Raw genomic sequence first — 25196 nt, forward strand, 5'->3', positions numbered from 1 at the left:
TGCGTCTGTATGGCCGACAACTTCGGATCACGACAGCTGCGGACCAGGAGCCATCATGCTGCTGCAGGACAAGAACGCGATCATCTACGGCGCCGGCGGGAACATCGGCGGCGCTGTCGCCCGCACCTTCGCCCGCGAGGGCGCCCGCGTCTTCCTCGCCGGACGGACGGCCGCCAAGCTGGCGGCGGTGGCCAAGGACATCGAGGCGGCAGGCGGCCGGGCGCACGTGGCCGTGGTCGACGCCCTCGACGAGCGGTCGGTGGAGGAGCACGCCGACACCGTGCTGGCGGAGGCGGGCTCGGTCGACATCTCGTTCAACCTCATTACCCGCAACGACGTGCAGGGCACGCCGCTGGTGGACATGTCGGTGGCCGACTACACCGCCCCGGTGACCACGGGCGTCACCACCAACTTCATCACCGCCCGGGCCGCGGGCCGCCGCATGGCGGAGCAGGGCTCCGGCGTGATCCTCGCCCTCAACAGCGGCTCCGCGCACGCCAGTCCGATGATGGGCGGTACGTGCCCCGCGGACGCGGCGATCGACACGCTGATCCGCGCGCTGGCACAGGAACTCGGGCCGAAAGGCGTACGGGCGCTCGGGCTGTGGGTGGCCGGAGTGCCGGAGACCCTGACACCGGAGAAGCTCGGGGCCGTGAACCCGGCGATGGCGAGCCCCGAAGCGCTGCGGGGCATCCTCGACACGCTGGACGGCCTGCGCATGCTCCCCGCGTCGCCACGGCTGCGGGAGGTCGCGGAACTGGCCGCGTTCCTCGCCTCGGAGCGGGCCGGCGCGGTCACCGGAACGTGGGTGAACGGGACCGCGATGTTCACGAGCTGAGGCGTCCGGCAGGTGAGGAGGCGCCCCGTACGTAGGAGGGGCCCGGTACACGAGGACGAGGCGCGCCGCGCCTACCCGAGAGTCCCGGCCCGGTGGTGACCGAGCCGGTTCGGGCGACGCGGCAGGCCCGGCTGGTTCGTCATCGGGGGCGTGAACGCCGGTGGGCGCCCACGCCGCACGCCTCGCCCTACGCCTCCTCCGCCGGGCTCCCCGGCCGTGTCGCGTAGCGACTGCGCATGGCATTGCCGGCGGCGGGCCCTGCCGCGAAGACGTAGTCGTCGCTGTCGTCGAGCCGACGGCCGGTCCTGGCGTCGACCACGACCGGTTCGACCTCCTGGCCGCTGTGCGCGTCGACGAGGATCATGCTGCGCTCCGCCGCCGGGAGGCGGGAGTTGCCCCACGCGGCCAGGGTGATGATCACCGGTCGCAGGGAGTGCCCTAGCTCGGTCAGTACGTACTCGTGGCGGACGGGGTTGGTCTGGTAGGGCCGACGCTCGAGCAGACCGTCCTCCACGAGGGTCTTGAGCCGGGTGGTGAGCATGCTGGAGGAGATGCCGAGGCTCTCCTGGAACTGGTCGAAGCGGGTGTAGCCGTCGAAGGCGTCATGGAGGATCAGCAAGGTCCACCACTCGCCGACGTGCTGCACCGTCGTGGACAGCGGGCACTCCCGGTCCTCCAGCCTGATCCGGCTTGCCACGGCGACCGTCCCTTCAGTTACTGCTAAAGTCGAAGTCAGTAGCTTCTATTTTAGCAGTTCAGTCGGGAGCGGTAGCGCACCATGTCCGCCCCCGGACGCCGTATGCCCGTACTCGGAAACGGAACATCGTGGCCACATCCCTCAGCGAATCCCTCGAAGACCGGCGCGCCCTGGTCACCGGCGGCACCAAGGGCACCGGAGCCGCCATCGCCCGACGCCTCGCCCGGGCCGGCGCGACCGTGCTCGTCACCGCCCGCAGTCGCCCTGACGATGTCGAGGAGAAGACCTTCGTCGGAGCCGACCTGTCCACCGCCGCGGGCGCCGCCCACGTCGTCGCGGAGGTGGAAGCCCGTCTGGGAGGCGTCGACATCCTCGTCAACACCCTCGGCGGATCCGGGTCACCGGCCGGCGGCTTCGCGGCACTCGGCGACGACGACTGGACCAGGGAACTGAACACGAACCTGCTGGCCGCCGTCCGTCTGGACCGGGCTCTCCTGCCCCACATGATCGCCGGAGGCAAGGGCGCGATCGTTCACGTCACCTCGATCCAGCGCCGCATGCCGCTGTGGAACGGAACTCTGGCCTACGCCGCCGCCAAGGCCGCCCTGACCACCTACAGCAAGGGCCTGGCCAACGAGGTCGCCCCGCGGGGCGTCCGCGTCAACTCCGTCTCGCCCGGCTTCGTCCGGACGTCGGCCGCCGACGATCTCGTCGACCGGATCGCCCAGGAGGCAGGCATCACCGGGGAAGCGGCGCTGGGCCGGCTCATGGACTCCCTCGGCGGCATCCCGCTCGGCCGTCCCAACCGGCCCGAGGAAGTCGCCGAACTGGTCGCCTTCCTCGTCTCCGACCGCGCCTCGGCCATCGTCGGCGCCGAGCACGTCATCGACGGCGGCACCACCCCCACCGTCTGATTCCGCGACCACCCTTCACCCCCTGCACGAGGAGCGTCATGCACGACAACCAGCCCCAAACCATCGCCCTGGACGCCCTGCCCGAGGTGATCACCCGCTATCTGACGGCGCACCGCGACCACGACACCGCCACCGCGGTCACGGCGTTCACCGGCGACGCCACGGTGATCGACGACGGCCACACCTACGAGGGTGTGGCGGCGATCGAGGGATGGCTGGGCCGGGCCGCCACCGAATTCACCTTCACCGTCCAGCTCACCGACGCCCGGCAGACCGACGCGGACCACTACATCGCCACCCAGCACCTCGAAGGCGACTTCCCCGGCGGCACCGTCGATCTCCACTACCGGTTCACGCTCCGCGAGGGTCTCGTCGAACGCCTCGTCATCGAGCCCTGAGACCGCGGACTCGCCGCGCACCACCCCTTGCCCGAAGAGCGGCAGCCGCGTCAGCCCTCGAGGCGGTGTCCCGTCGCGCTGAGCGCCTCGCCGAGAAGGCGAACCGCTTTCGGGCCGACGCCGTGCATGGCCAGCAGCTCGGCCTCGCTCAACTCGGCGACCTGGGCGAGCGTGGTGATACCGACGTCGGCGAGTGCCCGTGTGGTGGGCCTCCCGATGGCCTTGGGCAGGTCGCCGACCTCACCGGCGGCCGCCGTGTCCGCGGTTTCTGCCTGCGCCGCGAGGCGCTTGGGCGCGTGTGCGAGCCAGGCGCGACGTACCCAGTGGTTGAGCTGCTGACCGTTGATGTCCGCGATCGGAAGGCGTACGCCGATGGGCGCCGCGCCGCGGGTCAGCCGCTCGGCGGTCGGATGCGCGGCAAGGACCTCGTCCGCGTCCGCCGCGGGGAGGTGAAGCCGCACGTGGTCGTCGTTGCCCATCGAGGCGAACCGCTTGTCGCGCACGGTGAACGACTTCGCGCCGGCGCCGATGCTTCGCTCCGCCGTCGCGGGGAGCGAGAGCGCCGCCCTGCGCAGCTGGGCGAAGCTCGTCATGAGTGAAGGATCCTTATGCCTGTGGCTGGGCGCGGGCGATGAGCAGGGCCACGTCGTCGTGGTTGTCGGGGTGGTGCAGGGTGCTCAGGAGGAGATCGCATACGTCCTCCAGGGGACGCGCGGGATCGTCGAGGAGTCCCAGGAACGTGTTCAGCCGGTCGTCGAGGTCGTGGTGGCGCGTTTCTACCAGCCCGTCGGTGTAGAAAACGAGCTGGTCGCCGGGATCGAGATCGACGGTGGTGGTGGAGAAGGCGACACCGCCCACGCCCAGCGGTGCCCCGGTGGGCAGGTCGAGCAGTTCGGGAGGGTGGCCGACGCGGATGCGGGCCGGTGGCAGGTGCCCGGCGTTGGCGATCCTGCACTGGTGCTTGTGGGGGTCGTAGACGGCGTACACGCAGGTGGCGATGGACTCGTCCAGGCCCCCGGTGGTCTTGTCGAGGTGTTCGAGGAGCCGGGCGGGATCGAGGTCGAGCGAGGCCAGGGTGCTCGTCGCGGTGCGCAGCCGGCCCATGGTCGCGGCGGCGTTGATCCCGCTGCCCATCACGTCGCCCACGACGAGCGCGGTCTTGTCGCCGTCCAGGGGGAGGACGTCGAACCAGTCGCCGCCCACCTCACCGGCCGCTCCCGCGGGTTGGTAGCGAGAGGCGACCTCCAGCCCGGCGGTCATGCGCGGGTGGCTGGGCAGCAGACTGCGCTGCAGGGCGACGGCGGTGTTGCGGGCGTTCTGGTACCAACGGGCGTTGTCGATCTGAACAGCCGCACGGGAGGCCAGTTCCCGGGCCAGCACGAGGTCGTCGTTGCTGAACGGCCGCGGGTTGCGCGTCCGCTTGAGATCCAGGGCGCCGAGCACCTCGCCGCGCGCCACCAACGGCACCGCCAGGTACGAGTGGACGCCTGCCCGGCCCAGGAGTACGGCCGCCTGGGGATCCTGGGCGATACGGAGCAGGTCCTCGTCCTTCACCTGCGGCACCATGACCGGGCGGCCCGTGCGTATGCACTGGGTGACGAGACGGTCCGAGCCGTACCGGGCCACCTGCCCGGGAGGCACGGCCTCGTCAGGGGTCTCGGTGGCGGCGTGATCGACCTGGACGGCCAGAGTGCGGATCAGGGTGGGCTCAGTGGGGCCCAGGTCGCTGCGGCGGCCCTCCACCACCGCCTCCAGCAGGTCCACGGACGCGATGTCGGCGAGTTCCGGGACGGCGACGTCCGCGAGTTCACGGGCGGTGCGGTCCAGCTCCAGAGTGGTGCCGATACGGGCGGAGGCGTCGGCGATGACCGTGAGGCGTCGTCGCGCTGTCTCCGCCTCGATCGCCGAGCGGTGCCGCTCGGTCACGTCGACGACCGAGACGGCGACGCCCAGCACGGTCTGCAGGGAGTCCTCCAGCCGGTAGTACGAGGCCGACCAGGCATGGTCCTCGTTCGGATCGGCCGGGGTCCGGCCGATCGTGGGCTGTTCGACGAGAGGGACGCCCGTGTCGAGGACCCGGCGCGCCGCGGACTCGATCGCCTCGGCGTCCAGGAACGGCAGGGCCTCGCGGATCGTCCGGCCGACGTGCTCCGCGGCGGTGATGCCGTTCATCCGCTCCAGGGCCGGGTTGACCGACACGTACCGCAGGTCCCTGTCCAGGACCGCCAGCCCGATCGGGGACTGCGAGACCATCTGTACGGACAGCGCGACATCCCGTTCCAGACGGTGCACGGTCGCCTGATCGGCCGCGAGCCCCAGGGCGTAGACGCCACCGCGGTCGTCCAGGAGCCGCATGTTCCGGAACTCCACGAGCCGCGTGGTGCCGTCCTTGTGTCGGACGGGAAAACCGCCGGCCCAGCCCCGGCCGGTGTCCATGACGTCGGTGAACAGCTTGACGGCCAGGTCGACGTGCTGCTCGTGCACCATCAGCCGGGCCGCGTACTCGCCCAGCGCCTCTCGTGCCGTGTAGCCGAACAGTTCCTCGGCCTGCGGGCTCCACAGCACGACGCGTCCCTCGGTGTCCAGCACCACCGAGGCCACGCCGAGCACGTCCAGCAGCGCGCTCGGCTGTAACGGCCCGCGGACCTGTTCGTCGTCGTCGGACACGGGAATTCCGGCTGCGCTCATTGCAGGCACCGCTTTCGCCCGTTTACGCGGCACGCCGTTCCCTGTGCCGACTGTCCCCTGTTCTATCGTGCCCACCGTTTCCTCCGGTGCCGTTCTCGTCTGCCTTCACCATCTCCCAACACAGCAGTGGTTGTCCGGCGAAGCCGTCACGGAAATGGCAGGGAGATCCGGGCGCGGGGCACCGCGCATCGGCGCGGGCCACCACTCCGACAGCGTGATCAGGGGCCTCAGGCGTCACAGTGGTTACGGACCGCATGCAGGCGTTCACGGGCTGTGCGGCTCTCGGGGTGCGCTTCCGGCAGGTCCCGCTTCCGCGGGGACGCGCGGGATGCCGACGGACGCGGTGTCCGTCGGCATCAGGAAGGGTTGTCGAACCGCTCGGTTCAGAGAGCGGTGGTCAGGGTTGCCCAGACCGCGTGGCCCCCGGTGAACGTGGAGCGGTCGACTCCCCAGGTGTCGGCCATGTGCTGCACGAGGAGCAGCCCGCGGCCGTTCTCGTCGTCGGGGCCGGGATCGCGTCGGGGCAGGAGGCGGCCCGTGCGGTCCTGGTCGTGCACTTCCAGGCGCAGGCCCCCCTCCGCCATGAGCCCGACGCCGCACAGAATCCGCGTACTGACCGTGTGCAGTACGGCGTTCGTGGCCAGCTCGGACAGGAGGAGTACGGCGTCCTCGCGCACCTCGCAGGGCAGGCGCCACGCGGTGAGCCGCTCGCCCATCGTGTTGCGGGCGACCTTGACGCTGGTCCGGAGCGCCGGGAGTTCGACCCAGTGCGCTGTGTCCGGGTTCGTGGAGCCTAAGAGGAGAGGGGAGGGGGTCGTGTGGGGGGACACGGTGATTGCCTTCCAACCAGGAGGAGCGCTGGGGGAGTTGGGGATCACGACCTTCGGCTCCGTCCGGCGGGGTGTTCCGGCGGCCTGCGGTCCGAACGCTGAGGTGTGCCAACTCCACGAGGCGTGGCGGGTGTTGACGACGATGCGCGCGCGTTCGGTGGGATCGCTCACAGAACTAACTATGCTCGCAGCCCAGTTCACGCTGCAACCGTCTCCCTGATAATTTCAGCGAGACGGTATCTGTCTGGTGCCATCAGCAAGTCGCTGTCAGACTCGTACTGGTGACAGTTCCTCAGGAGGTAGGGCGTGAGCGAAGCTCGTTCGGGCGTCGGCACCAGTGCACCCACCGTTCTCCGCATGATCCTGGGCAAGCGGCTGCAGGAGCTGAGGCAGGGCGCGGGAGTGTCGCTGGAGGACGCGGCGAAGGCCCTGCACGTGAAGCCGCTGACCATCCGCAGGCTGGAGAAGGCGGAGGTCGCGCTCAAGACCCTCTACGTGGAGAAACTGCTGCAGACCTACGGGGCCGCGCAGCAGGAGGTCGACGAGTTCGTCACCCTGGCCGAGCGGGCCAACGAGCCCGGCTGGTGGCACGCGTACCGCGATGTGGTGCCCGACTGGTTCAGCGCGTACGTGAGCCTGGAGACCGGCGCCAAGACACTGCGCACGTACGAGCCGCACTACGTCACCGGGCTGCTGCAGACGTACAACTACGCGCGTGCGGTGCTGCGCGGGGGCTTCCCGAACGAGAGCGACGAGGACCTGGGGCGGCGGGTCGATCTGCGGCTGCGTCGGCAGGGCCTGCTGGAGAGACCCGACGCGCCCACGTTATGGGTCGTGATGGAGGAGACCGTCCTGCACCGGGTGGTGGGCGGTGCCGAGGTGATGCGGGAGCAGATCGAGCGGCTCCTGGAGGTCTCGGAGCTGGACCATGTGAGCGTCGACGTCGTGCCGTTCACCGCAGGGGCCCACGTCGGGGCCTGCGCCCCCTTCACCTACTTCCGGTTCGAGGAGCGGGAACTGCCGGACATCGTCTACAGCGAGATCCTCTCCGCCTCCGTGTACCTGGACCAGCGCTCCGACGTCGCCGGTCATCTGGAGGCGCACAACCGGATGTCCTTGCTCACCTCGTCCGCGGACAGCAAGGCCCTGTTGAACCGCATGCGCAAGGAGTACTCATGACCACCACCGACGGAAGTGTGTACAACGGAATGCCCGCGTCGGAACTCGGCGAGCAGGGCTGGGAGCGTCCGTGGAGCGGCCCCAACGGAGGGCAGTGCGTGGAGACGAAGCAACTCGCCGACGGCCGCGTGGCGTTGCGGCAGTCGACCGACCCCGCCGGTCCCGCGCTGATCTACACACCGCAGGAGATCGCCGCGTTCGTCGCCGGAGTCAAGAAGGGCCTCGCCGATCATCTGGCGGCCGGCTGAACCACACCACGAACGGGAAGAACCCGGGCCGGCCCTGGCTGCGACCCGCCCGGCACGCCGACGTACACCACTGAAGGGGCAAGAATGAGCAACTCCCAGGCCGCGCGGGACATCGACACCAGCAGGCCGCACTCCGCCCGCATGTACGACTACTACCTGGGCGGCAAGGACCACTTCGACATCGACAAGCAGGCGGCGGAGACGGTCGCGGCGGCCTATCCCGGCATCTTCGTGTGCGCCCGCGAGAACCGGGCCTTCATGCACCGCGCCACCCGGGTCCTCGCAAGGGAGCACGGCATCCGTCAGTGGCTCGACATCGGCACCGGCATCCCCACCGAGCCGAACCTCCACCAGGTCGCCCAGAGCGTGGTCCCCGAGGCCAGGGTGGTCTACGCCGACAACGACCCGCTCGTCCTCAAGTACGCCGAGCGCCTGATGCGCAGCACCCCCCAGGGCCGCACCACGTACATCGAGGCGGACGCCAACGACCCCGAATCGCTCCTGAACGCGCCCGAGTTGGCCGAAGTGCTGGACCTGGGACAGCCCGTGGCGCTGTCCCTGAACGCCCTCATGCACTTCGTCACCGACGCCCAGGACCCGTACGGGATCGTCGGCCGTCTGCTGGACGCCCTGCCGTCGGGCAGCGCCCTGGCCCTGAGCCACTGCACGCCCGACTTCGACCCGCCCACCTGGGAGAAGGTCACCGCGATCTACACGGGCGCCGGCACGCCCGTGCAGTTCCGTTCCCAGAAGGACGTCGCCCGCTTCTTCGACGGCCTCGACCTGCTCGAACCCGGCATCACCGTCGGCCACCGCTGGCGCCCCGACGCACAGGATGACAACGCTGCCACGGAGCAGCAGCCGACCGACGCCGAGGTCAGCCTGTGGACCGGCGTGGGCGTCAAGCCGTAGCCGGGGCGGTGTGACGCCGGTCGGGCGGCCGGTACCGCTGTGACGCCCGCCCGTGACGGTGTGGTGATGACGGACGAGTCCGGTGGGCCGCCACGGTCCACGGACGCCTACCTCTGTCGCTGCCACTCGGTGCGGGTGAGTTCGTACTCGACCTCGCCGTGCTCGGAGCCCGCGAGTGCGTCCGGCCAGTCCTGGGTGAAGGTGCGGACGAAGGACAGGCCCGCCTTCTCCATGACCCGCCGTGATCCGGTGTTGACCGTCATCGTGTTCGCGGTCACGCGCTCGACTCCGAGGTCGGTGAAGCCCTTGTCGATGAGGGCCCGCGATCCCTCGGTGGCGTAACCGCGGCCCCAGGCGGCTTTGTTGAGCCGGTAGCCGAGTTCGACGACGGCCGGGCCGGCCTCGTCCAGTGGCCTGAATTCGAACCAGCCCAGGAACAGCCCGGTGGCCTTCTCCTCGGCGGCCCAGTAGCCGCGGGTCCCGAGGCCCGGATGATCGTGCAGGAGCCGCGGCAGGGTCTTCGCCCGGATCTCCTCCCGGCTCACCGGACGGCCACCGTTGATGAAGCGCATGACGTCGGGGTCGCCGTCCAGCGCGAGCAGATGGTCGACGTCAGCGGCGGTGAACGGCCGCAGCACGAGCCGGTCGGTCTCCAGGAAGATGCCCATGCCGTGATGGTCACCGCCGCAGGACGGGGCCGCCACCGGATTTTCAGGAAACCTGGCGCCCGGGGGCCGATGCGGCCCGGATCAGGGCAGGGGCCTCACGCTTCGATGGCCTTGAGGAGATCGGCCCGTGAGGGACCGGGTGGCATGCGCCGCTCCACCTCGGGGACGAGCCGGGTGACCGCGTTGGCGAGAGCCGGAGCGGCCAGTACCTCGCGGGCGCCGGGCAGGAGGTGCGCGGCGGCTCGTTCCGCTCGCAGTGCGTCGGTGTCGCGCTGGGCGAGCAGGGCGAGGGCTTTGGCGCGGTTCCAATCCGGGTTCCGGTAGGGGGTTCCGGCCGCGTGCGCGTCCATCTCGGAGAGGCGGTGGCGGGTGTAGGCGGTGGTCTGCTCGTAGATCCGACCGAGGCTGTTCCTGGTCGCCTCGGCGAACCCGGTGACGAGCTCGACAGGATGGGCGGTGCCGGTCCGCCGCAGGATGTCCCGCAGGAGCAGGCTGTGCTGGAGGCTCATGGCCAGCCCGCGTCCCACGGTCGGCGTGGTGATGGCCCAGGCGTCCCCGACGGCCACCAGCCCGGTGACGAGAGGGTGTTGGGTGTCGTACAGGAGCCGCTTGCGGTCCGTGAGGCCGGCCATGATCTGGATGCCGTCCGTGACGGGCCGCCCGTCGAGCCAGCGGTCCGCGCCGGGGAACAGGCGCACGGCGGCGGACCAGGCGCGTTCGTTCCGCAGCGCCCGCCGCAGCTGCTCGTCGTCGCTGCGGCTGATGAGGCAGAGCGAATAGGTGCCGTGGTCGGCCGGGATGCGCAGGAGACCGAGCGATCCGTGCTCCACCACCAGGGGGAACCGGTCCGTCGGGATCGCGCCGTCGGCGGACCGGAAGTACTGGCTGTAGTAGGTGAAGCCGCGCCGGCCGGACTCGTCGACCGGACATGGCACGCCGATGTCCCGTAGCCAGGAGGGGAGTTGGGACCTGCGCCCGGTGCAGTCGACCACCAGATCGGCCTTCGACCCGCCCGCGTCGGTCTCCACTCCGGTGACATGGGGAACGCGATCGCCGGACGCACCGCCGTATGGGGTCCGCGGGCCGGGTGAGCTGCGCAGTCCCCGGCAGACGGTGCCCCGCCCGATGCGTATGCCCGCATTCTCGGCGGTGCGCGTCGCGGCGGCTTCGAGCAGGGAACGCCGGGCGGCGAGGGTGTCGAACCGTTCGTCCCCGGCCATCAGCGGACCACGGAAGGCCGGCTCGGGCGCCAGCACATTCATCCGGACGGCCCCTGCCTCCGTCATCTCCCGTACCAGGTCCGGGAGATGGGCCTCGGCCAGCTGAAGCCACCGCGCGAGCGGAAGGTGCGTTTGGCGCAGCTGTGCGATACCGGGGCGTGGCCACTGCGACCACGCGGGTTCCGCGTCGGGTGGCGGGGGCCGCGGATCGCGTTCCAGGACGGTCACCTCGTGGCCGTCCCGGGCGAGAAGCAGCGCTGTCTGCAGGCCGCCGAGCGCGGCGCCGAGTACGACGATCCTCGCCATGGTCGGTTCACTTCCTCCAAGAGGTGAGTCCGTCGGCCGAGGCTGCTGCCCCACCATTCCCTGCCTCACCATCCCCTGCCTATCCACGGCAGGGGATGGTTGGTCCCGAAGCGGCACCCCAGACAGCGATTCCTGGCCGCGTTGCGCACCGGTCAGTTGCAGGAGTTGATGGAGGTCATGGCGCCGGACGTGGTCCTGACCGCTTCGCTCGATGGCAACTAGTCGAGGCGCGAGACCTGGTAGTGGCTGATGTGCCAGCCCTCCTCCGAGCGCTTCGCCACCACGCCGAGGCTGACGGTGAGTGTGGGCCGGTCGGAGAACGAGAAGTCCACGCTCAGATAGCCGAGTACGAGGTCGTCGGCGAGGTGTCTGGTCTCGACGATCCGGTACGCGGCGGTCAGACCGAGAGGCTGGGAGTCGTAGTAGTCCGCGATGCCCTGGCGTCCCACGCTGTAGGGGTGCAGTCCCTGGAAGATCGCGTCCTCGGTGAACAGGGAGGCGACCTGCTGCGGTTCATGGCTGTCGACGGCGGCCTTCCACCGGTCGAGGACGCCACGCAGGACCGACGCGGTGTCTGTGGTGCTGTTCATAGGGCTCTCCTTGCCATGGGGTTCATGGGGTCGACAGGAGCGACGGGAGCGTCAGTGACCGGCGCTCATGCCGCCGTCGACGTGGAGGATCTCGCCCGTGACGAACGGTGCGTTCTCCAGGTAGATCACGGCGTCGACGATGTCGCTCTGCTCGCCCATCCGGCCGACCGGGTGCAGGGCGGCGAGGGCCGCATGGGTCTCCTCGGGGTGCATAGGGGTCTTGATGGTGCCCGGGGCGACCGCGTTGGTACGGATGCCGCGGGTGGCGTACTCGATGGCGAGGGACTTGGTGGCGGACTGCAGGCCGCCCTTGGTCAGCGAGGCCAGCACGGAGGGCACGTTGGCGTCGGCGTTGTCGACCAGGCTGGTGGTGATGTTGACGATGTGGCCGCCGCCCTGGGCGAGCATGTGCTCGACGGCCAGCTGGGTGATGCGGAAGAAGCCGGTGACGTTCACGCCCGTCGCGGTGGCGTAGTCGTCCTGGGTGTAGTCCGTGAAGGGCTTGGCGACGAAGACGCCCGCGTTGTTGACCAGGGTGTCGATGCGGCCGAACCTCTCCACGCCGGCGGCGATGACGCGCTCGGCGGTCGCGGGGTCGGCGATGTCGCCCTGGACGGTCAGGATGTCCGCGTCGTCGGCGGGGGCGATGGTGCGTGAGGTGGCGACGACGGCGTAGCCGAGCTTGCGGTAGGCGTCGACCAGTCCGGCGCCGATGCCCTGCGACGCTCCGGTGATGACGGCGACCTTCTGGTGCTGCGTGTTCATGGTGACCTTCTCCGGTATGGGGTGCGTATTCCTCGGCCCGGTTCGCAACTAGCCAACCGGTCGACTATTTGGAAACTAGGCGGCCGCAGGAAGAGAAGTCAAAGGTCAGAGAGCAGACGGCCAGGACCGGCTTCCTCCCAGCTGGTAGGGCTGGGCTCCCAGCGCAGGCCGGCGGGACGATGTTCGGGAAGACGCTCGGCGTCGGCTAGAGCTTGTGCGGGTCGCCGTCGGGCAGCCAGGCGGCCGGGCCGTGGAGGCCGAGATCTCCGACTCCGTCGCAAAGGGTGTCGGAGACGGCGAGAACGGCGGTGCGGACCTCACCGGCTCGCCGGACCAGGGACCAGGTCCAGTAGATCTCCGGCCCGACGACCGGGCGTTGGACCAGGTCGGGCGGCAGCGGGGTGGTCTGACCCTTGGGGGAGTTGATGACCGGGCGGTCGCTGCGGCGTACGTGGTCGAAGAAGGCGGGGCCGGTGATGCCTCCGTCGAGGATGCGTACCGCGTGGGCCCCGGTGTCGTGCGCCAACTGCTCGGCGTAGGCGTTCCAGGAGGACCACGAGGTGGTGTCGTCGTCGAGGAGGACGGCGGTGTCCTGGGCGGCCACAACGCCGGTGTCGTCGCCGGCCGCGACGGCGTAGAGCCGGTCGGCGCCGATGAGCCGCGCCTCCAGGCCGTGCCGCTCCAGATCCTCGGACCGCACCCAGCACACGGCGAGATCCAGACTGCCGTCGGCGACCCGGGCGGCCTGGGTGTGGGAGGGGGCGATCCACGCGTCGATGTGCAGCTGGGCCACGGCGGAGGTGCGGGCGGTCAGGTCTGCCGGCAGCCAGTTGACGTAACCGAGCCGTACCGGATCCGATCCGGACAGGCGGCGGGCGCGATGCTGGAGATCGTCGGCCCGTTCCAGCAGGGCGCGGGTATGGGGGAGCAGGGCGGAACCGGCGGGGGTGAGCGACACCGAGCGGCGGTCACGGTCGAAGAGGCGCACCCCGAGATCGCGTTCGAGTGCCTTGATCTGCTGGGACAGGGACGGGCCGGCGATGAGCAGCCGCTCGGCGGCCCGGCCGAAGTTCAACTCCTCGGCCACCGCCACGAAGTACCGCAGTTGGCGCAACTCCACGCTCGCCATCGTACGTCCGGTAGGAGGCCGTACCTATCAGCAGCGAGGCAGCCGGTCGTGGCGTCGGGCCTGGTGGTGGGCGGACGATGACGACGACAGGACGCGATCACCATCGCGGCGTCCGGTTCCCGCCGGACACCTCATCGAGCGGAGCAGGACCGTGCGAGAGTTCCTGGTCGAGATCACGACCACCGTCCCCGAGGGGACCGGCCGGGACGAGGTCGACCGACGGCGCGCGGCCGAAGCCGTCCGCGCCCGGGAACTCGCCGCCACCGGAAATCTGGCGCGGCTCTGGCGCCCGGTCGGCGAACTGCGCAGCATCGGCATCTGGCGGGCCTCCGACGAGGAGGAACTCCACGCGAAGGTGCTCGGCACGCTGCCGCTTCGCCCGTGGATGACCGCCTCCGTCACCGCACTCCAGTCCCACCCCAACGACCCGGGCGGTAGCGACGCCGCGCCGTGACGGTTCGCCACGTGCCGACGACGGCTACGACTCCCGTTCGCGGCTACCGCCACGGTGTACCCCGCCTGCGCAGAGCCTGGAACCAGCGGGCGTGCGGCGTACGTTGGGACGCCATGCGGATCACGAAATACACCCACGCATGTGTGCGGCTCGAACACGATGGCCGGGTGCTCGTCATCGATCCCGGGACGTGGAGCGAGCCGACGGCCTTGCGAGGCGCGGACGCCGTGCTGGTGACGCACGAGCACGCCGATCACATCGACGTCCTCCGCCTGGCCGGGCTCGGCGTGCCCGTGTACGCCCCGGCCGACGCGGACATTCCACGGCTGGAGATCATCGGAGTGTCCTCCGGGACGGAGTTCACCGCCGCCGGTTTCCGAGTACGAGCGGTCGGCGGGCGGCACGCGTTCGTCCACGACGGCCGGCCGGACTGCGCGAACCTCGGCTACGTCATCGACGAGGCGGTCTACCACCCCGGTGACTCGCTCCACGTCCCTGAGCAGCCGATCGAGACGCTCCTGGTCCCGGCCCAGGGATCGTGGATGAAGACGGCGGAGGCGATCAGCTTCGTCAAAGCGATCGAACCGCGGAGGGCGTTCCCGATTCACGACGCCCAGATCAACGATCGCGGCCTGAGCAGCGTGAACGGCTGGCTCGCCGAGTCGACCGACTGCGACTACCGCTTTCTGGCGCCCGGCGAATCGCTCTGAACCGTCAGTGGGCGATGCCGTCGATCAGATCCCGGGCGCCCTGGCGCAGCAGGGCGACTGCGACGGAGGTGCCGAGGGTGGCCGGGTCGAGGGGGCCGGCCCACTCGTGGGCGTTGAGCTGGGTCTTGCCGTCCGGGGTGAACACGCAGGCGCGCAGGGAGAGTTCGCCGTTTCGTGCGACCGTGGCGTAGCCGGCGATCGGGGAGTTGCAGTGGCCCTGGAGGACGTGGAGGAACATGCGTTCCGCGGTGGCCTCGCGGTGGGTGTCCGGGTCTCCGAGTGCGCTGACGGTGTCGATGACCGTCGTGTCGCCCTCGCGGCACTGCAGGGCGAGGATGCCCGCGCCGATCGGCGGCATCATGGTCTCGGGGGAGAGGATCTCGCTGATCACATCGGTGCGGTCGATGCGCTCCAGGCCGGAGACCGCGAGCAGCAGCGCGTCCGCCTCGCCGGCCGCGAGCTTGGCCAGGCGCCGGTTGGCGTTGCCGCGGAAGGGCACGCACTGAAGGTGCGGGTGGGAGGCGGCCAACTGGGCGATGCGCCGCACCGAGGAGGTGCCGATCCGGGTTCCGTCCGGCAGTTCGTCGAGGGTGAGTCCGTCGGGGTGGATGAGGGCGTCGCGGATGTCGTCCCGCTTGAGGAACGCGGCGAACATGGTGCCTGCCGGGAGCGGCCGGTCGGCGGGCACGTCCTTGACGCAGTGCACCGCCAGGTCCGCCTCGCCGGCCAGGAGCGCGGCGTCGACCTCCTTGGTGAACGCCCCCTTGCCCTCGACCTGGGCGAGGTCGCCCATCCACTTGTCGCCGGTCGTCTTCACGGGCACCACTTCGGTGCGCAAGTGTGGATACAGCGCCGCCAGTTCGCCTTGGACACGCTTCACCTGGGCCAGCGCCATGGGCGAGTCGCGGGAGACGATACGGATCAGTTCAGGGACGGACATGCCGACACGATAGACCCTTGGAGCCGCCGGTCCGGCATCCACCGGAACATGGGACGGCGTCGGCCCAGCCGCCTGCGGAAGCAGCTACCGTGTCGGCGCGCGGCCCGCCCCTCGTCCCGGGCCGCGCGCCGTCTCTCAGACCGCGGTCCGCTCCACGGGGATCCACAGCTCCGCGTCCGCGTGCGTGGCATCCTGCGACAGCCGGGTCCGCAGGATCTCGGGCCCCGGTCGGCTCTGGTACGGATTGGACGGGAACCACTGGGTGAACACGTCCCGCCACAGGTACTGGAGCGCCTGCGGGAAGGGTCCGGAGTTCTCGAAGACGGCCCATGTCCCGGCCCGGACGGTGAGCGCGTCCATGTCCTCGGGCACGGCGGCGTGAGTCACCACGCCGTGGTAGTAGTCGAGTTCGGTTCCCTCGGCGCGGCTCTCGTCCAGATTGTCGCTCACCGAGATGATCCCCTCGGGCTGCTGATCGGACAGCCGCTCGATGCGCTGGATCGTCTCCTGGCCGATGCCCCGGATGAAGGCGGCGATCGCCGGGTTCATCCCCTCATGCACGAGAGGGACGCGCGCCTTCTTGCCCACCACTTTGAATTCCTCCTTCTCCACGACCCTGTACCGCATGCTGCTGCTCCCTTCGACGGTGAGGCGGAAGGACATCCGTGGCTGGGACTGCAGACTCGCACCGGCCCGCCTGGCCTCGCCGGGACCGACGCCGTGCATCGTGCGGAACGCACGCGCGAACGCCTCCCCCGAGGTGTAGCCGTAACGCACCGCGATCTCCAGCAGCGTCCGTTCACCCGCCAGCACCTCGGCACCCGCGATCGTCAGGCGTCTGCGCCGGATGTACTCCGACAGCGGAATCCCCGCCAGCGCTGAGAACAGCCGCCGGAAGTGGTACTCCGACGTCACCGCGATCCGCGCCAGTTCGGACACCTCGATGCGCTGATCGAGGTGGCACTCGATGTGCTCCATGGCCTGGTTGAGCCGCTCCAGCACCCCGGTCTCCTTCCCTTTCGATCACCAACGTTAGGAAGGACCCACCCTGCCGGACCCGACATCCTGTGCCCGGTTCGGTCGGGCACGAAAGGGCTTCTAAGATCCACTTCTACGAGCGGCACGCGGATGACGCATTGACGGAGGACGACGCATTGAGGAGAGGGAACCGAGAAGCGCGATGACAGATGCCACAACCACGGGCTCAACCACGCGCCGGCTCCTGGCCGAACGCTGCCGCGCCCTCACCGAGGCCCGCTGGTTCGCCATCCTGGTCTTCGCGTTGATCCTTGCCAACGCGGTCGTCCTCGGCGTCGAGACCTACGCGGGCGTCGTCCACCGCTGGCACGAGGTGCTCAAGGTCGTCGAGCACAGCTTCCTGGTGGCCTTCACGGTCGAGATACTCCTACGGGTCTGTGCGCACGCCGACCGTCCGCGCGGCTTCTTCCGCGACCCGTGGAACCTCTTCGACCTGGCCGTCGTGGTCTCCGTGTTCCTGCCCGTCGTCCGGGAGAACGGCACCATCCTGCGGCTCCTGCGCCTGGCCCGTGTCCTGCGCACGGCCCGGTTCCTGCCCCAACTGCGTGTCTTCCTCGTCGCCGTGGGCCGCAGCCTGCCCGGCACGTTCAGCTTCCTGCTCATCGGCGCGCTGCTGCTGTACGTCTACGCGATGGTGGGCTGGGTCTTCTTCGCCGACAACGACCCCGGACACTTCGGCTCCCTCGGCCGCGCCGTGCTCACCCTCTTCCTCCTGATGACCTTGGACGGCCTCGGTGACGCGGTCCGCGCCGGTCTGGAGATCTCCCGCTGGAGCATCGTCTACTACGCCTCCTACGTCCTGCTCGCCTCCTTCGTGCTCGTCAACGTCCTCATCGGAGTCGTCATCAGTTCGCTGGACGAGGCCCGCGAACTGGAGCGGGAGCAGGAGCTGCTGGATGAGGAGGCGCGCGGGCCGGCCGAACAGCCGTCCGCCTCGACGGGGGAGGACGCCGGACGCGAACTGCGCGAGCGGATCGCGGCGGCTCGCCGGGCCCTCGACGACCTCGAATCGAGCCTGCAAAGGTTCCCCGGGCCCGCGCCCGGCGGGGACGACACCGGCACCGACCGGCGCGTACCCGTCACCCCTGAGGGCGCCCGCGCACCGGATGCTTGCTCATGATCGAGACCCGGTTGAAGGCGTTGATGGTGAGGGCCACCCAGATCACGGCGGATATCTCGTCCTCGGTCAGGACCTGGCGGGCGTCCTCGTAGGCGTCCTCCTGCGCGGTCGCGTTCGCGATGTCGGTGGTCGCTTCCGCAAGGGCGAGCGCCGCCCGCTCTCGTGGTGCGAACAGTTCCGTGTCACGCCAGGCGGGCAGTACACCCAGGCGTTGCGTGGTCTCGCCGGCGCGCAGTGCTGCCTTGGTGTGCACATCGAGGCAGTAGGCACAGCCGTTGATCTGGGACACGCGGAGGTTGACCAGCTCCACCAGGATGCGGTCAAGGCCCGCGTCGGCGGCGGTCGCACGGACGGCTTCGGAGGCCTGGACCAGCGCGTGATAGGCCTTGGGGCTCTGCTTGTCGATGAAGACCCGCCTGCCCGCGGTGCCCGTCGTCGTGTCGCTCAAGCTGACTCCTTCGGCGGACCGTCCCCGGCCCTGATCGTCGCGTCCGTCGCATACGTGTCGAGATCATCGTCCCAGGCCTCATGCGACGCCTCGCTCCTGGGTATTGAAACCGTTCAATCGCCTCGCGTCGTGGCTGCGACGGACCCGGCCGAAGTCACACCCTCATTCGACGGTCCGTCAAGAAATCCCTGCACACTCATTGACCCTCGCCTCGGGCGCCCCTACGTTCACCTACGTCCAGCGCCGTGAATCGATTCATCATTCTGCGTTAGGGGCCCGTAGTGATAAGTAGGAGGAACATCCTGGCGAGCGCGGCGGCCACGGTCGCCGGTGTGGCCGCCGGGGCAGGGCCGGCCGTCGCCGCGCCGGCGTCCACACCCGCTCAGGCGTCCGCGCAACGCGGCGCCATGCGCGTCACCGTGCCGACCGTCGAGTACGTTCAGCACCCCCTGGGCCTCGACGCGCAACATCCGCGACTGAGCTGGCCGATGGCCTCGGAGAAGCCGGGCTCGCGCCAGAGCGCCTATCAGGTCCGCGTCGCCTCCAGCGAGTCGCGCCTGTCCCGCCCGGACGTCTGGGACAGCGGGAAGGTCGTCTCCGGCGATTCGTCGCTCGTTGCGTACAGGGGCCCTCAACTCAAGCCGCGGACACGCTACTTCTGGTCCGTGCGGGTGTGGGACGGTGACGGCGAGGCGTCCGGCTGGAGCGCGCCGTCGTGGTGGGAAACCGGCCTCATGAGCGCCGCGCAGTGGTCCGCGGACTGGATCTCCGCTCCCGCGGCCCTCACGGACGCGCCGTCCCTCGAGGGCTGTGACTGGATCTGGTTCCCCGAGGGCGAACCGGCCAACAGCGCCCCGGCGGCCACCCGTTGGTTCCGTCGGACCTTCGACCTCCCGGACGGAGTCACGGCGGCGACCCTGGCCCTCAGCGCCGACAACGTGTACGCCGTCTCCGTGAACGGCACCGAGGTGGCCCGCACCGACCTGGCGACGGACCATGACGGCTGGCGCCGCCCGGCCGTCGTCGACGTACTCGCCCAGGTGCGTTCCGGCAGCAACGTCCTCGCCGTGTCGGTGACCAACGCGACCGTGGGACCCGCGGGCCTGGTCGCCGTCCTGACCGTTCGGACTCCTTCCGGAGAGCAGAAGATCGTCACCGACACCTCCTGGAAGTCGGCGGACAAGGAACCCGCCGACGGCTGGCGCGAGGCGGGCTTCGACGACAGCGGCTGGCCGGCGGCGAAGAAGGCAGCCGCGTGGGGAGCGGGGCCGTGGGGGAGGGTCGTCCCGGTGGTGTACGCCGCCAACCAGCTGCGGCACGAGTTCCGGCTGCCGCGCAAGAAGGTGTCACGCGCACGCCTGTACGCCACGGCCCTCGGCCTGTACGAGGCGCACCTCAACGGCCGCCGCGTGGGACGTGATGAGCTCGCCCCGGGCTGGACCGACTACCGCGAACGCGTCCAGTACCAGACGTACGACGTCACAGGGCTCGTGCGGCAGGGCGCAAACGCCATCGGCGCCTACGTGGCACCGGGCTGGTACGCGGGCAACGTCGGCATGTTCGGGCCTCACCAGTACGGTGAACGCCCGGCGCTGCTGGCGCAGTTGGAGGTCGAGTACGCCGACGGCACGAGCGAACGCATCACGTCTGGCACTCAGTGGCGGGCCGCCTCCGGACCCATCGTCTCCGCCGACCTGCTGGGCGGCGAGACGTACGACGCGCGCAAGGAGACCGCCGGCTGGACCTCACCCGGCTTCGACGACCGGACGTGGCTCGCCGTGCGCGCCGCGGGCGAGGCCGCTCCCGATCTGATCGTCGCCCAGGTGGACGGCGCGGTCCGCGTGGCCAGGGAACTCCCGGTCAAGAAGGTGACGGAACCCAGGCCGGGGGTCTTCGTCTTCGACCTGGGCCAGAACATGGTCGGCTCGGTCCGGCTGCGTGTCGCGGGCCCCGCGGGAACGGCCGTGCGGCTGAGACATGCCGAGGTCCTCAACCCTGACGGCACCCTCTACACCGCGAACCTGCGCACCGCCGCGGCGACCGACACGTACATCCTCAAGGGCCGTGGCGAGGAGACGTACGAGCCGCGCTTCACCTTCCACGGGTTCCGCTACGTCGAGGTGACCGGGTTCCCGGGCGCTCCCTCGGCGAAGGCCATGACCGGCCGCGTCATGCACACGGCGGCGCCCTTCACCTTCGAGTTCGAGACGAACGTCCCGATGCTCAACAAGCTGCACAGCAACATCACTTGGGGACAGCGCGGCAACTTCCTCTCCATCCCGACGGACACACCCGCGCGCGACGAACGCCTGGGCTGGACGGGTGACATCAACGTCTTCGCGCCCACGGCCGCGTACACCATGGAATCGGCCCGCTTCCTCACCAAGTGGCTCGTGGACCTGCGTGACGCCCAGACCGCCGAGGGCGCATTCACCGATGTGGCGCCCATGGTCGGGACGGTCGGCAACGGCGTCGCCGGATGGGGCGACGCGGGTGTCACGGTCCCCTGGTCCCTGTACCAGGCGTACGGGGACCGGCAGGTGCTGGAGGACGCCTGGCCGTCCATCCAGGCCTGGTTGAAGTACCTGGAGAAGAACAGCACCGGTCTGCTGCGGCCGGCCAGCGGGTACGGCGACTGGCTCAACGTCTCCGACGAGACACCGAAGGACGTCATCGCCACCGCGTACTTCGCACACAGCGCCGACCTCGCCGCACGAACGGCCGAGGAACTCGGCAAGGACCCCGCCGCCCACCTCGACCTCTTCGAGCGCATCCGCAAGGCGTTCCAGGACGCCTACGTCACCGCCGACGGCAAGGTGAAGGGCGACACGCAGACGGCGTACGTCCTCTCCCTGTCGATGAACCTGCTGCCGGGCGCACTGCGGAAAGCGGCGGCCGACCGGCTCGTCGCGCTGATCGAGGCCAAGGACTGGCACCTGTCGACGGGCTTCCTCGGTACGCCCCGGCTGCTGCCCGTCCTCACCGAGTCCGGGCACACCGATGTCGCCTACCGGCTGCTCCAGCAGCGCTCCTACCCCAGCTGGGGCTACCAGATCGACAAGGGCGCCACCACGATGTGGGAACGCTGGGACTCCATCGAGCCCGACGGCGACTTCCAGACACCGGACATGAACTCCTTCAACCACTACGCCTACGGCTCGGTGGGCGAGTGGATGTACACGAACATCGCCGGCATCTCGCCGGGCCGGCCCGGCTACCGGGAGATCGTCATCCGCCCCCGCCCGGGCGGGGACGTCACCTCCGCACGCGCCACGTTCACCTCGGTCCACGGTCCGATCTCCACGCGCTGGCAACAGCGGTCCGGCGGCTTCGTCCTGACGTGCACCGTGCCGGCCAACACGACCGCCGAGGTATGGATCCCCGCGGACGGTCCTGACGCGGTCACCCACACCCGCGCGACGTTCCTGCGCGAGGAGGACGGCTGCGCGGTGTACCGGGCCGGCTCCGGCAGCCACCGCTTCACCACGTAACGCGGGCCTGCCCGGGACACCTGAACACGTCGGCGCGGGCTGCCCTGAAGCAGCCCGCGCCGCACATCGAGGTCGTCGTCACGGATTCACCGGGAGGGCCGCGGTTCCGCGGTCAGAGGATCCGCCGTCTACGGCCGAGCCAGGTCTGGGCCACGACCACGACGGCGAGGAAGGCGCCGCTGACGACCTGCTGGTAGGCGGAGTCGAGGGAGCCGATCTGGTTGATGACGTTCTGGATCACCGTCAGCAGGAGCACCCCGACCAGCGAACCGCTGACGAAGCCGAAACCGCCGGACAGCAGGGTGCCGCCGATGACGACCGCCGCGATCGCCTCCAGTTCCATGCCCGAGCCGAGGATCGTCACGCCCGACAGCAGCCAGGCGGCGTTGAGCGCGCCCGCGAGGCCGGCACACAGACCCGACACGGCGTACACCGCGATCTTCGTCCGTGCCACGGGGGCACCCATCAGGGCCGCCGCGTCCTCGTTGCCGCCGACCGCGTACACGTACTGGCCGAATCTGGTGCGTCGCAGTACGACGGCTCCCAGTACGAACAGGGCCACCGTGATCCACACGGGCACGCCGATCCCGAGCAGTGAGTCCTGGCCGAGTGTCGCGTAGAACGAGTCCTTGTCGACGAGATAGGTCCGCGAGCCCTCGTCGGTGACAGCCAGCAGGATGCCGCGCGCGCCGAGCATGGCGGCGAGGGTGACGATGAACGGGGCCAGCCCCGACCGGGCGATGAGCAGTCCGTTGACCAGGCCGATCAGCCCGCACACCGCGAGCGGGAGCAGCAGGGCCACCGCCGAGCCGTACTGCGATCCCCAGGCCGCCACCACTCCGCCGAGGGCGAAGAGCGAGCCGACCGACAGGTCGATCCCGCCGGTGACGATGACGAACGTCATGCCGAGCGCGACCACGGCGAGGAAGGCCGAGGACAGCGCCATGTTCTCGAGGTTGTCGCCGGTCAGGAAGGTGTCGAAGCTCAGCGACGCCACGACCATGGCCACCAGGAGGGTGACGAGGGCCCCGTGCTGCTGGGCCAGGGCGCTGAAGCGGTCGGCGCGGCCCGGTCCGCGGTCCTCGTCGGTGATCTGCCGGACGGCGTCGGGCTGCATGTCGGCTTCCGTGGTCTCGGTGGTCATCGCTTCCCCCGTTCGCGGGCCGCGTAGACGGCGCCGACGATCACCACGGCCTGGGCCATCTGAGTCCACGACGGCGGCAGGTCGTGCTTGACGAGCGTGGTGGTGAGCAGCTGGATGAGGACGGCACCGGCGACCGTGCCGCCGATCCGGACCCGGCCGCCGGACAGGGGAGTGCCGCCGACGACCACGGCGGTGATCGCCGACAGTTCCATCAGCGTGCCCAGCGAGGTCGGGTCGCTGGCCGTCAGCCGGGCGGTGGCGAGGACGCCCGCCACCGCGGCCAGAGCGCCGGAGCAGGCGTACACCACGATGAGGACGCGGCGGACGGGCAGGCCGGCGAGGCGGGCCGCCGGCCGGCTGTCGCCGATGGCGAGCAACTGTCGCCCGAAGGTGGTGCGGCGCACCACGAAGGCCACCGACAGGGCCAGGCCGACGGCGATGAGGACGAGATACGGCACGCCCAGCACGTCGCCGGAGCCGAGCGCCGTCATGCCCGGATCGCGTACGTCCTTGAGCTGGGGGAGCAGGACCAGGGCCAGGCCGCGAGCGGCGACCATGAGGGCGAGCGTGGCGACGATGGGCTGAACACCCAGGTGGGCGACCAGTGTTCCGTTCGCGAGCCCGATCACGATGCCGCCCACCACCGCCACGAGCACGGCGGCCCACGGCCCGTAGCCGAGATAGAGGGAGAGCAGGGAGGTGGACAGGGCCATCACGGAACCCACCGACAGGTCGACGCCCTCGGTGCCGATCGCCAGCGCCATGCCCAGTGCCACGATGAGCACCGGTGCGACCTGGACGGCCTGGGTACGGAAGTTCTCCGCGGAGACGAAGTGATTGGTGAAGGCGAAGTTGAAGAGCAGGAGTGCGGCGACGCCCGCGTAGACGCCGTACTCCTGGAGCAGGCGCAGCAGCCGTTCGCGGTCCACCCGGCCCTGCGTGAGGGTGAGTTCAGTCATGGTGGCTCCCGGCGGGTTCGGCCGCGATGGCTCGCATCAGCGCGTCCTCGGTGACGGCGTCGCCGGTCAGCTCCTCCACCACCGCCCCGTCCTTGAGTACGACGATCCGGTCGCTGCCCTCGATGAGCTCCTCGGTGTCGGAGGAGATCAGGAGCACGGCGAGGCCGTCGTCGGCGAGTTCGTCGATGAGTGCCTGTACCTCCGCCTTGGCGCCGACGTCGATCCCGCGGGTCGGCTCGTCCAGCAGCAGCACCTTCGGGTGCAGCGCGAGCCAGCGGGCCAGCAGCACCTTCTGCTGGTTGCCGCCGGAGAGCTCGCCCACCTTCTGGTGCGGGCCGGCGGACTTGATGCGCAGCCGCTGCACGAAGGTGTCGACGATCCGGTCGACACGGGCGTCGTCCACCAGGCCGAACCGTGAGAGCGAGGGCAGGGCGGCGAGCGCGATGTTCTCCCGAACCGACAGTCCGGGGACGATGCCCTCGGCCTTTCGGTCCTCCGGCAGCAGGCTGATGCCGGCGCGGATCGCGGCCGCTGTCGAGCCGGAGCGCACGACAGCGCCACCGACCGAGACCCGGCCCGAGTCCGTCGGCAGCGCCCCGGCGACGGCCCTGGCTGTCTCGCTGCGGCCCGAGCCGAGCAGCCCGCCCAGGCCCACGACCTCGCCCGGACGGATGGAGAGCGACACGTCCCGCAGCTGGTGACGGACCGTCAATCCCTCGGCGTGCAGCATCGGTTCGGCCGAAGCGTGGTGAGATCCGGTGAACTTGGTCAGGCCCTCGCTGCGGACCTCGCCGATCTCCCGGCCCAGCATGAGCGAGACCAGACGCAGCCGGTCGAGATCGGCGAGACGGCCGGTGTGCACCACACGGCCGTCACGCAGCACGGTGACCGTGTCGCAGATCTCGTACAGCTCGCCCATGCGGTGGCTGACGTAGACCACGGCGATGCCGCGCTCGCGCAGCATGCGGATCACGTCGAACAGGGTGCGCACCTCACGCGGTTCGAGCGAGGAGGTGGGCTCGTCCATGATCACCACACGGGCGTCGACGGCGACGGCACGCGCGAGGGCCACCATCTGCTGGGCTCCGACGCCGAGTTCGCGCAGCGGGCGGCGCACGTCGACGCGGATGCCCAGGCCGCGCAGCGCCTCGTCCGCCTCCCGGTGCATGCGCCGGAAGTCGATCAGACCGAGCCGGCCGCGGGGTTCGCGGCCGAGGAGGAGATTGCGGGCCACGCTCATCAGCGGGACGAGGTTGACCTCCTGGTAGATGGTCGAGATGCCGGCCTGCTGGGCCTGCAGGGGTGTGGTGAAGCGGACCGGCGTGCCGTCGTGGACGACCTCGCCCGCGTCCGGCCGGTAGACGCCGGTGAGTACTTTGATCAGGGTCGACTTGCCCGCGCCGTTCTCGCCGACGAGGGCGTGGACCTCCCCGGCGCGGGCGGTGAAGTCCACGTCGGACAGCGCCTTCACGCCGGGGAAGACCTTGGACACGCCGGTGACAGCGAGCAT

25 protein-coding genes and 1 pseudogene are annotated in these 25196 nt (G+C 70.1%); 11 read left to right on the forward strand and 15 right to left on the reverse strand.

All coding sequences use genetic code 11. The annotated features are described in order from the left end of the window. Window positions 1-55 precede the first annotated feature (55 nt). Window positions 56-838, forward strand: coding sequence for an SDR family NAD(P)-dependent oxidoreductase (locus tag OG718_RS48975; protein ID WP_143642438.1), 783 nt, complete (start codon window positions 56-58; stop codon window positions 836-838). Window positions 839-1025: 187 nt separating this feature from the next. Here the strand turns inward: OG718_RS48975 and OG718_RS48980 are convergent, their stop codons facing one another. Then, window positions 1026-1535 (reverse strand): winged helix-turn-helix transcriptional regulator, encoded by a 510-nt coding sequence (locus OG718_RS48980; protein ID WP_186001402.1) that lies wholly within the window; start codon window positions 1533-1535, stop codon window positions 1026-1028. A 128-nt stretch (window positions 1536-1663) separates the two neighbouring features. On the opposite strand from OG718_RS48980, the gene OG718_RS48985 reads away from it, so the two are divergent. Both OG718_RS48985 and OG718_RS48990 read left to right on the forward strand, forming a co-directional pair. Further along, window positions 1664-2449: an SDR family oxidoreductase gene (locus OG718_RS48985; protein ID WP_328847251.1), complete on the forward strand. Its 786-nt coding sequence runs from the start codon at window positions 1664-1666 to the stop codon at window positions 2447-2449. 38 nt (window positions 2450-2487) lie between these two features. After that, window positions 2488-2847 (forward strand): nuclear transport factor 2 family protein, encoded by a 360-nt coding sequence (locus tag OG718_RS48990; RefSeq protein ID WP_143642434.1) that lies wholly within the window; start codon window positions 2488-2490, stop codon window positions 2845-2847. A gap of 50 nt (window positions 2848-2897) precedes the next feature. Here the strand turns inward: OG718_RS48990 and OG718_RS48995 are convergent, their stop codons facing one another. The 3 genes from OG718_RS48995 to OG718_RS49005 all read right to left on the reverse strand — a co-directional run bounded on the left by OG718_RS48995 (window position 2898) and on the right by OG718_RS49005 (window position 6536). Next, window positions 2898-3440: a helix-hairpin-helix domain-containing protein gene (locus OG718_RS48995; protein ID WP_328847252.1), complete on the reverse strand. Its 543-nt coding sequence runs from the start codon at window positions 3438-3440 to the stop codon at window positions 2898-2900. A 13-nt stretch (window positions 3441-3453) separates the two neighbouring features. Continuing rightward, window positions 3454-5535, reverse strand: a complete 2082-nt coding sequence (locus tag OG718_RS49000) for a SpoIIE family protein phosphatase (RefSeq protein WP_328847253.1) — start codon at window positions 5533-5535, stop codon at window positions 3454-3456. A gap of 383 nt (window positions 5536-5918) precedes the next feature. Further along, window positions 5919-6536, reverse strand: coding sequence for an ATP-binding protein (locus tag OG718_RS49005; RefSeq protein WP_328847254.1), 618 nt, complete (start codon window positions 6534-6536; stop codon window positions 5919-5921). A 135-nt stretch (window positions 6537-6671) separates the two neighbouring features. Here OG718_RS49005 and OG718_RS49010 point away from each other — a divergent pair, with 135 nt between their 5' ends. The 3 genes from OG718_RS49010 to OG718_RS49020 all read left to right on the forward strand — a co-directional run bounded on the left by OG718_RS49010 (window position 6672) and on the right by OG718_RS49020 (window position 8704). Next, complete coding sequence (locus OG718_RS49010) at window positions 6672-7544, forward strand: helix-turn-helix domain-containing protein (RefSeq protein WP_143642428.1); 873 nt, start codon at window positions 6672-6674, stop codon at window positions 7542-7544. Beyond that, window positions 7541-7792 (forward strand): DUF397 domain-containing protein, encoded by a 252-nt coding sequence (locus OG718_RS49015; protein WP_143642426.1) that lies wholly within the window; start codon window positions 7541-7543, stop codon window positions 7790-7792. The genes OG718_RS49010 and OG718_RS49015 overlap by 4 nt, the downstream gene beginning before the upstream one ends. An 84-nt stretch (window positions 7793-7876) precedes the next feature. After that, window positions 7877-8704: an SAM-dependent methyltransferase gene (locus tag OG718_RS49020; protein WP_143642424.1), complete on the forward strand. Its 828-nt coding sequence runs from the start codon at window positions 7877-7879 to the stop codon at window positions 8702-8704. A gap of 107 nt (window positions 8705-8811) precedes the next feature. Here the strand turns inward: OG718_RS49020 and OG718_RS49025 are convergent, their stop codons facing one another. Both OG718_RS49025 and OG718_RS49030 read right to left on the reverse strand, forming a co-directional pair. Further along, a complete protein-coding gene (locus tag OG718_RS49025; RefSeq protein ID WP_328847255.1) occupies window positions 8812-9372 on the reverse strand; it encodes a GNAT family N-acetyltransferase in 561 nt (186 codons plus the stop codon). A 95-nt stretch (window positions 9373-9467) separates the two neighbouring features. After that, complete coding sequence (locus tag OG718_RS49030; RefSeq protein WP_328847256.1) at window positions 9468-10898, reverse strand: hypothetical protein; 1431 nt, start codon at window positions 10896-10898, stop codon at window positions 9468-9470. A gap of 126 nt (window positions 10899-11024) precedes the next feature. Between OG718_RS49030 and OG718_RS54505 the strand changes: the two are divergent. After that, a pseudogene (locus OG718_RS54505) lies at window positions 11025-11114 on the forward strand (RNA polymerase subunit sigma-24); the annotation flags it as partial. Window positions 11115-11116: 2 nt separating this feature from the next. On the opposite strand, the gene OG718_RS49035 reads toward OG718_RS54505, so the two are convergent. The 3 genes from OG718_RS49035 to OG718_RS49045 form a co-directional block, all read right to left on the reverse strand. Further along, window positions 11117-11488, reverse strand: a complete 372-nt coding sequence (locus tag OG718_RS49035) for an SgcJ/EcaC family oxidoreductase (protein WP_143642419.1) — start codon at window positions 11486-11488, stop codon at window positions 11117-11119. Window positions 11489-11539: 51 nt separating this feature from the next. Beyond that, complete coding sequence (locus OG718_RS49040) at window positions 11540-12253, reverse strand: SDR family NAD(P)-dependent oxidoreductase (RefSeq protein WP_143642417.1); 714 nt, start codon at window positions 12251-12253, stop codon at window positions 11540-11542. 205 nt (window positions 12254-12458) lie between these two features. Then, window positions 12459-13382 (reverse strand): LysR family transcriptional regulator, encoded by a 924-nt coding sequence (locus tag OG718_RS49045; RefSeq protein WP_143642415.1) that lies wholly within the window; start codon window positions 13380-13382, stop codon window positions 12459-12461. Window positions 13383-13533: 151 nt separating this feature from the next. Between OG718_RS49045 and OG718_RS49050 the strand changes: the two genes are divergently transcribed. Beyond that, window positions 13534-13836, forward strand: coding sequence for a muconolactone Delta-isomerase family protein (locus OG718_RS49050; protein ID WP_143642412.1), 303 nt, complete (start codon window positions 13534-13536; stop codon window positions 13834-13836). A gap of 113 nt (window positions 13837-13949) precedes the next feature. Further along, on the forward strand, window positions 13950-14546 hold the full coding sequence (locus tag OG718_RS49055) for an MBL fold metallo-hydrolase (RefSeq protein WP_328847257.1): 597 nt from the start codon (window positions 13950-13952) through the stop codon (window positions 14544-14546). Window positions 14547-14550: 4 nt separating this feature from the next. Here the strand turns inward: OG718_RS49055 and hemC are convergent, their stop codons facing one another. Both hemC and OG718_RS49065 read right to left on the reverse strand, forming a co-directional pair. Beyond that, window positions 14551-15486, reverse strand: a complete 936-nt coding sequence (gene hemC, locus OG718_RS49060; protein ID WP_328847258.1) for a hydroxymethylbilane synthase — start codon at window positions 15484-15486, stop codon at window positions 14551-14553. A gap of 135 nt (window positions 15487-15621) precedes the next feature. After that, window positions 15622-16488, reverse strand: a complete 867-nt coding sequence (locus tag OG718_RS49065) for an AraC family transcriptional regulator (RefSeq protein ID WP_306942124.1) — start codon at window positions 16486-16488, stop codon at window positions 15622-15624. Window positions 16489-16666: 178 nt separating this feature from the next. On the opposite strand from OG718_RS49065, the gene OG718_RS49070 reads away from it, so the two are divergent. After that, complete coding sequence (locus OG718_RS49070) at window positions 16667-17644, forward strand: ion transporter (protein WP_306942126.1); 978 nt, start codon at window positions 16667-16669, stop codon at window positions 17642-17644. On the opposite strand, the gene OG718_RS49075 is transcribed toward OG718_RS49070, so the two are convergent. Then, window positions 17604-18092, reverse strand: a complete 489-nt coding sequence (locus tag OG718_RS49075; protein WP_260695658.1) for a carboxymuconolactone decarboxylase family protein — start codon at window positions 18090-18092, stop codon at window positions 17604-17606. The genes OG718_RS49070 and OG718_RS49075 overlap by 41 nt on opposite strands. 281 nt (window positions 18093-18373) lie before the next feature. Here OG718_RS49075 and OG718_RS49080 point away from each other — a divergent pair, with 281 nt between their 5' ends. Continuing rightward, window positions 18374-21583, forward strand: a complete 3210-nt coding sequence (locus OG718_RS49080; RefSeq protein ID WP_328847259.1) for an alpha-L-rhamnosidase — start codon at window positions 18374-18376, stop codon at window positions 21581-21583. 112 nt (window positions 21584-21695) lie between these two features. Here OG718_RS49080 and OG718_RS49085 read toward each other — a convergent pair whose 3' ends face one another. From OG718_RS49085 to OG718_RS49095, 3 genes are read right to left on the reverse strand one after another with little or no spacing between them, the layout of a single operon-like run. After that, window positions 21696-22727, reverse strand: coding sequence for an ABC transporter permease (locus OG718_RS49085; protein ID WP_443055293.1), 1032 nt, complete (start codon window positions 22725-22727; stop codon window positions 21696-21698). Next, the gene (locus OG718_RS49090; RefSeq protein WP_328847260.1) at window positions 22724-23686 is read right to left on the reverse strand and encodes an ABC transporter permease; all 963 of its coding nucleotides are present in this window, start codon (window positions 23684-23686) and stop codon (window positions 22724-22726) included. Before OG718_RS49090 ends, OG718_RS49085 begins: the two co-directional genes overlap by 4 nt. After that, a complete protein-coding gene (locus OG718_RS49095; protein ID WP_328847261.1) occupies window positions 23679-25196 on the reverse strand; it encodes a sugar ABC transporter ATP-binding protein in 1518 nt (505 codons plus the stop codon). Before OG718_RS49095 ends, OG718_RS49090 begins: the two co-directional genes overlap by 8 nt.

The sequence above is a fragment of the Streptomyces sp. NBC_00258 genome, from assembly GCF_036182465.1.
Classification (GTDB): domain Bacteria; phylum Actinomycetota; class Actinomycetes; order Streptomycetales; family Streptomycetaceae; genus Streptomyces.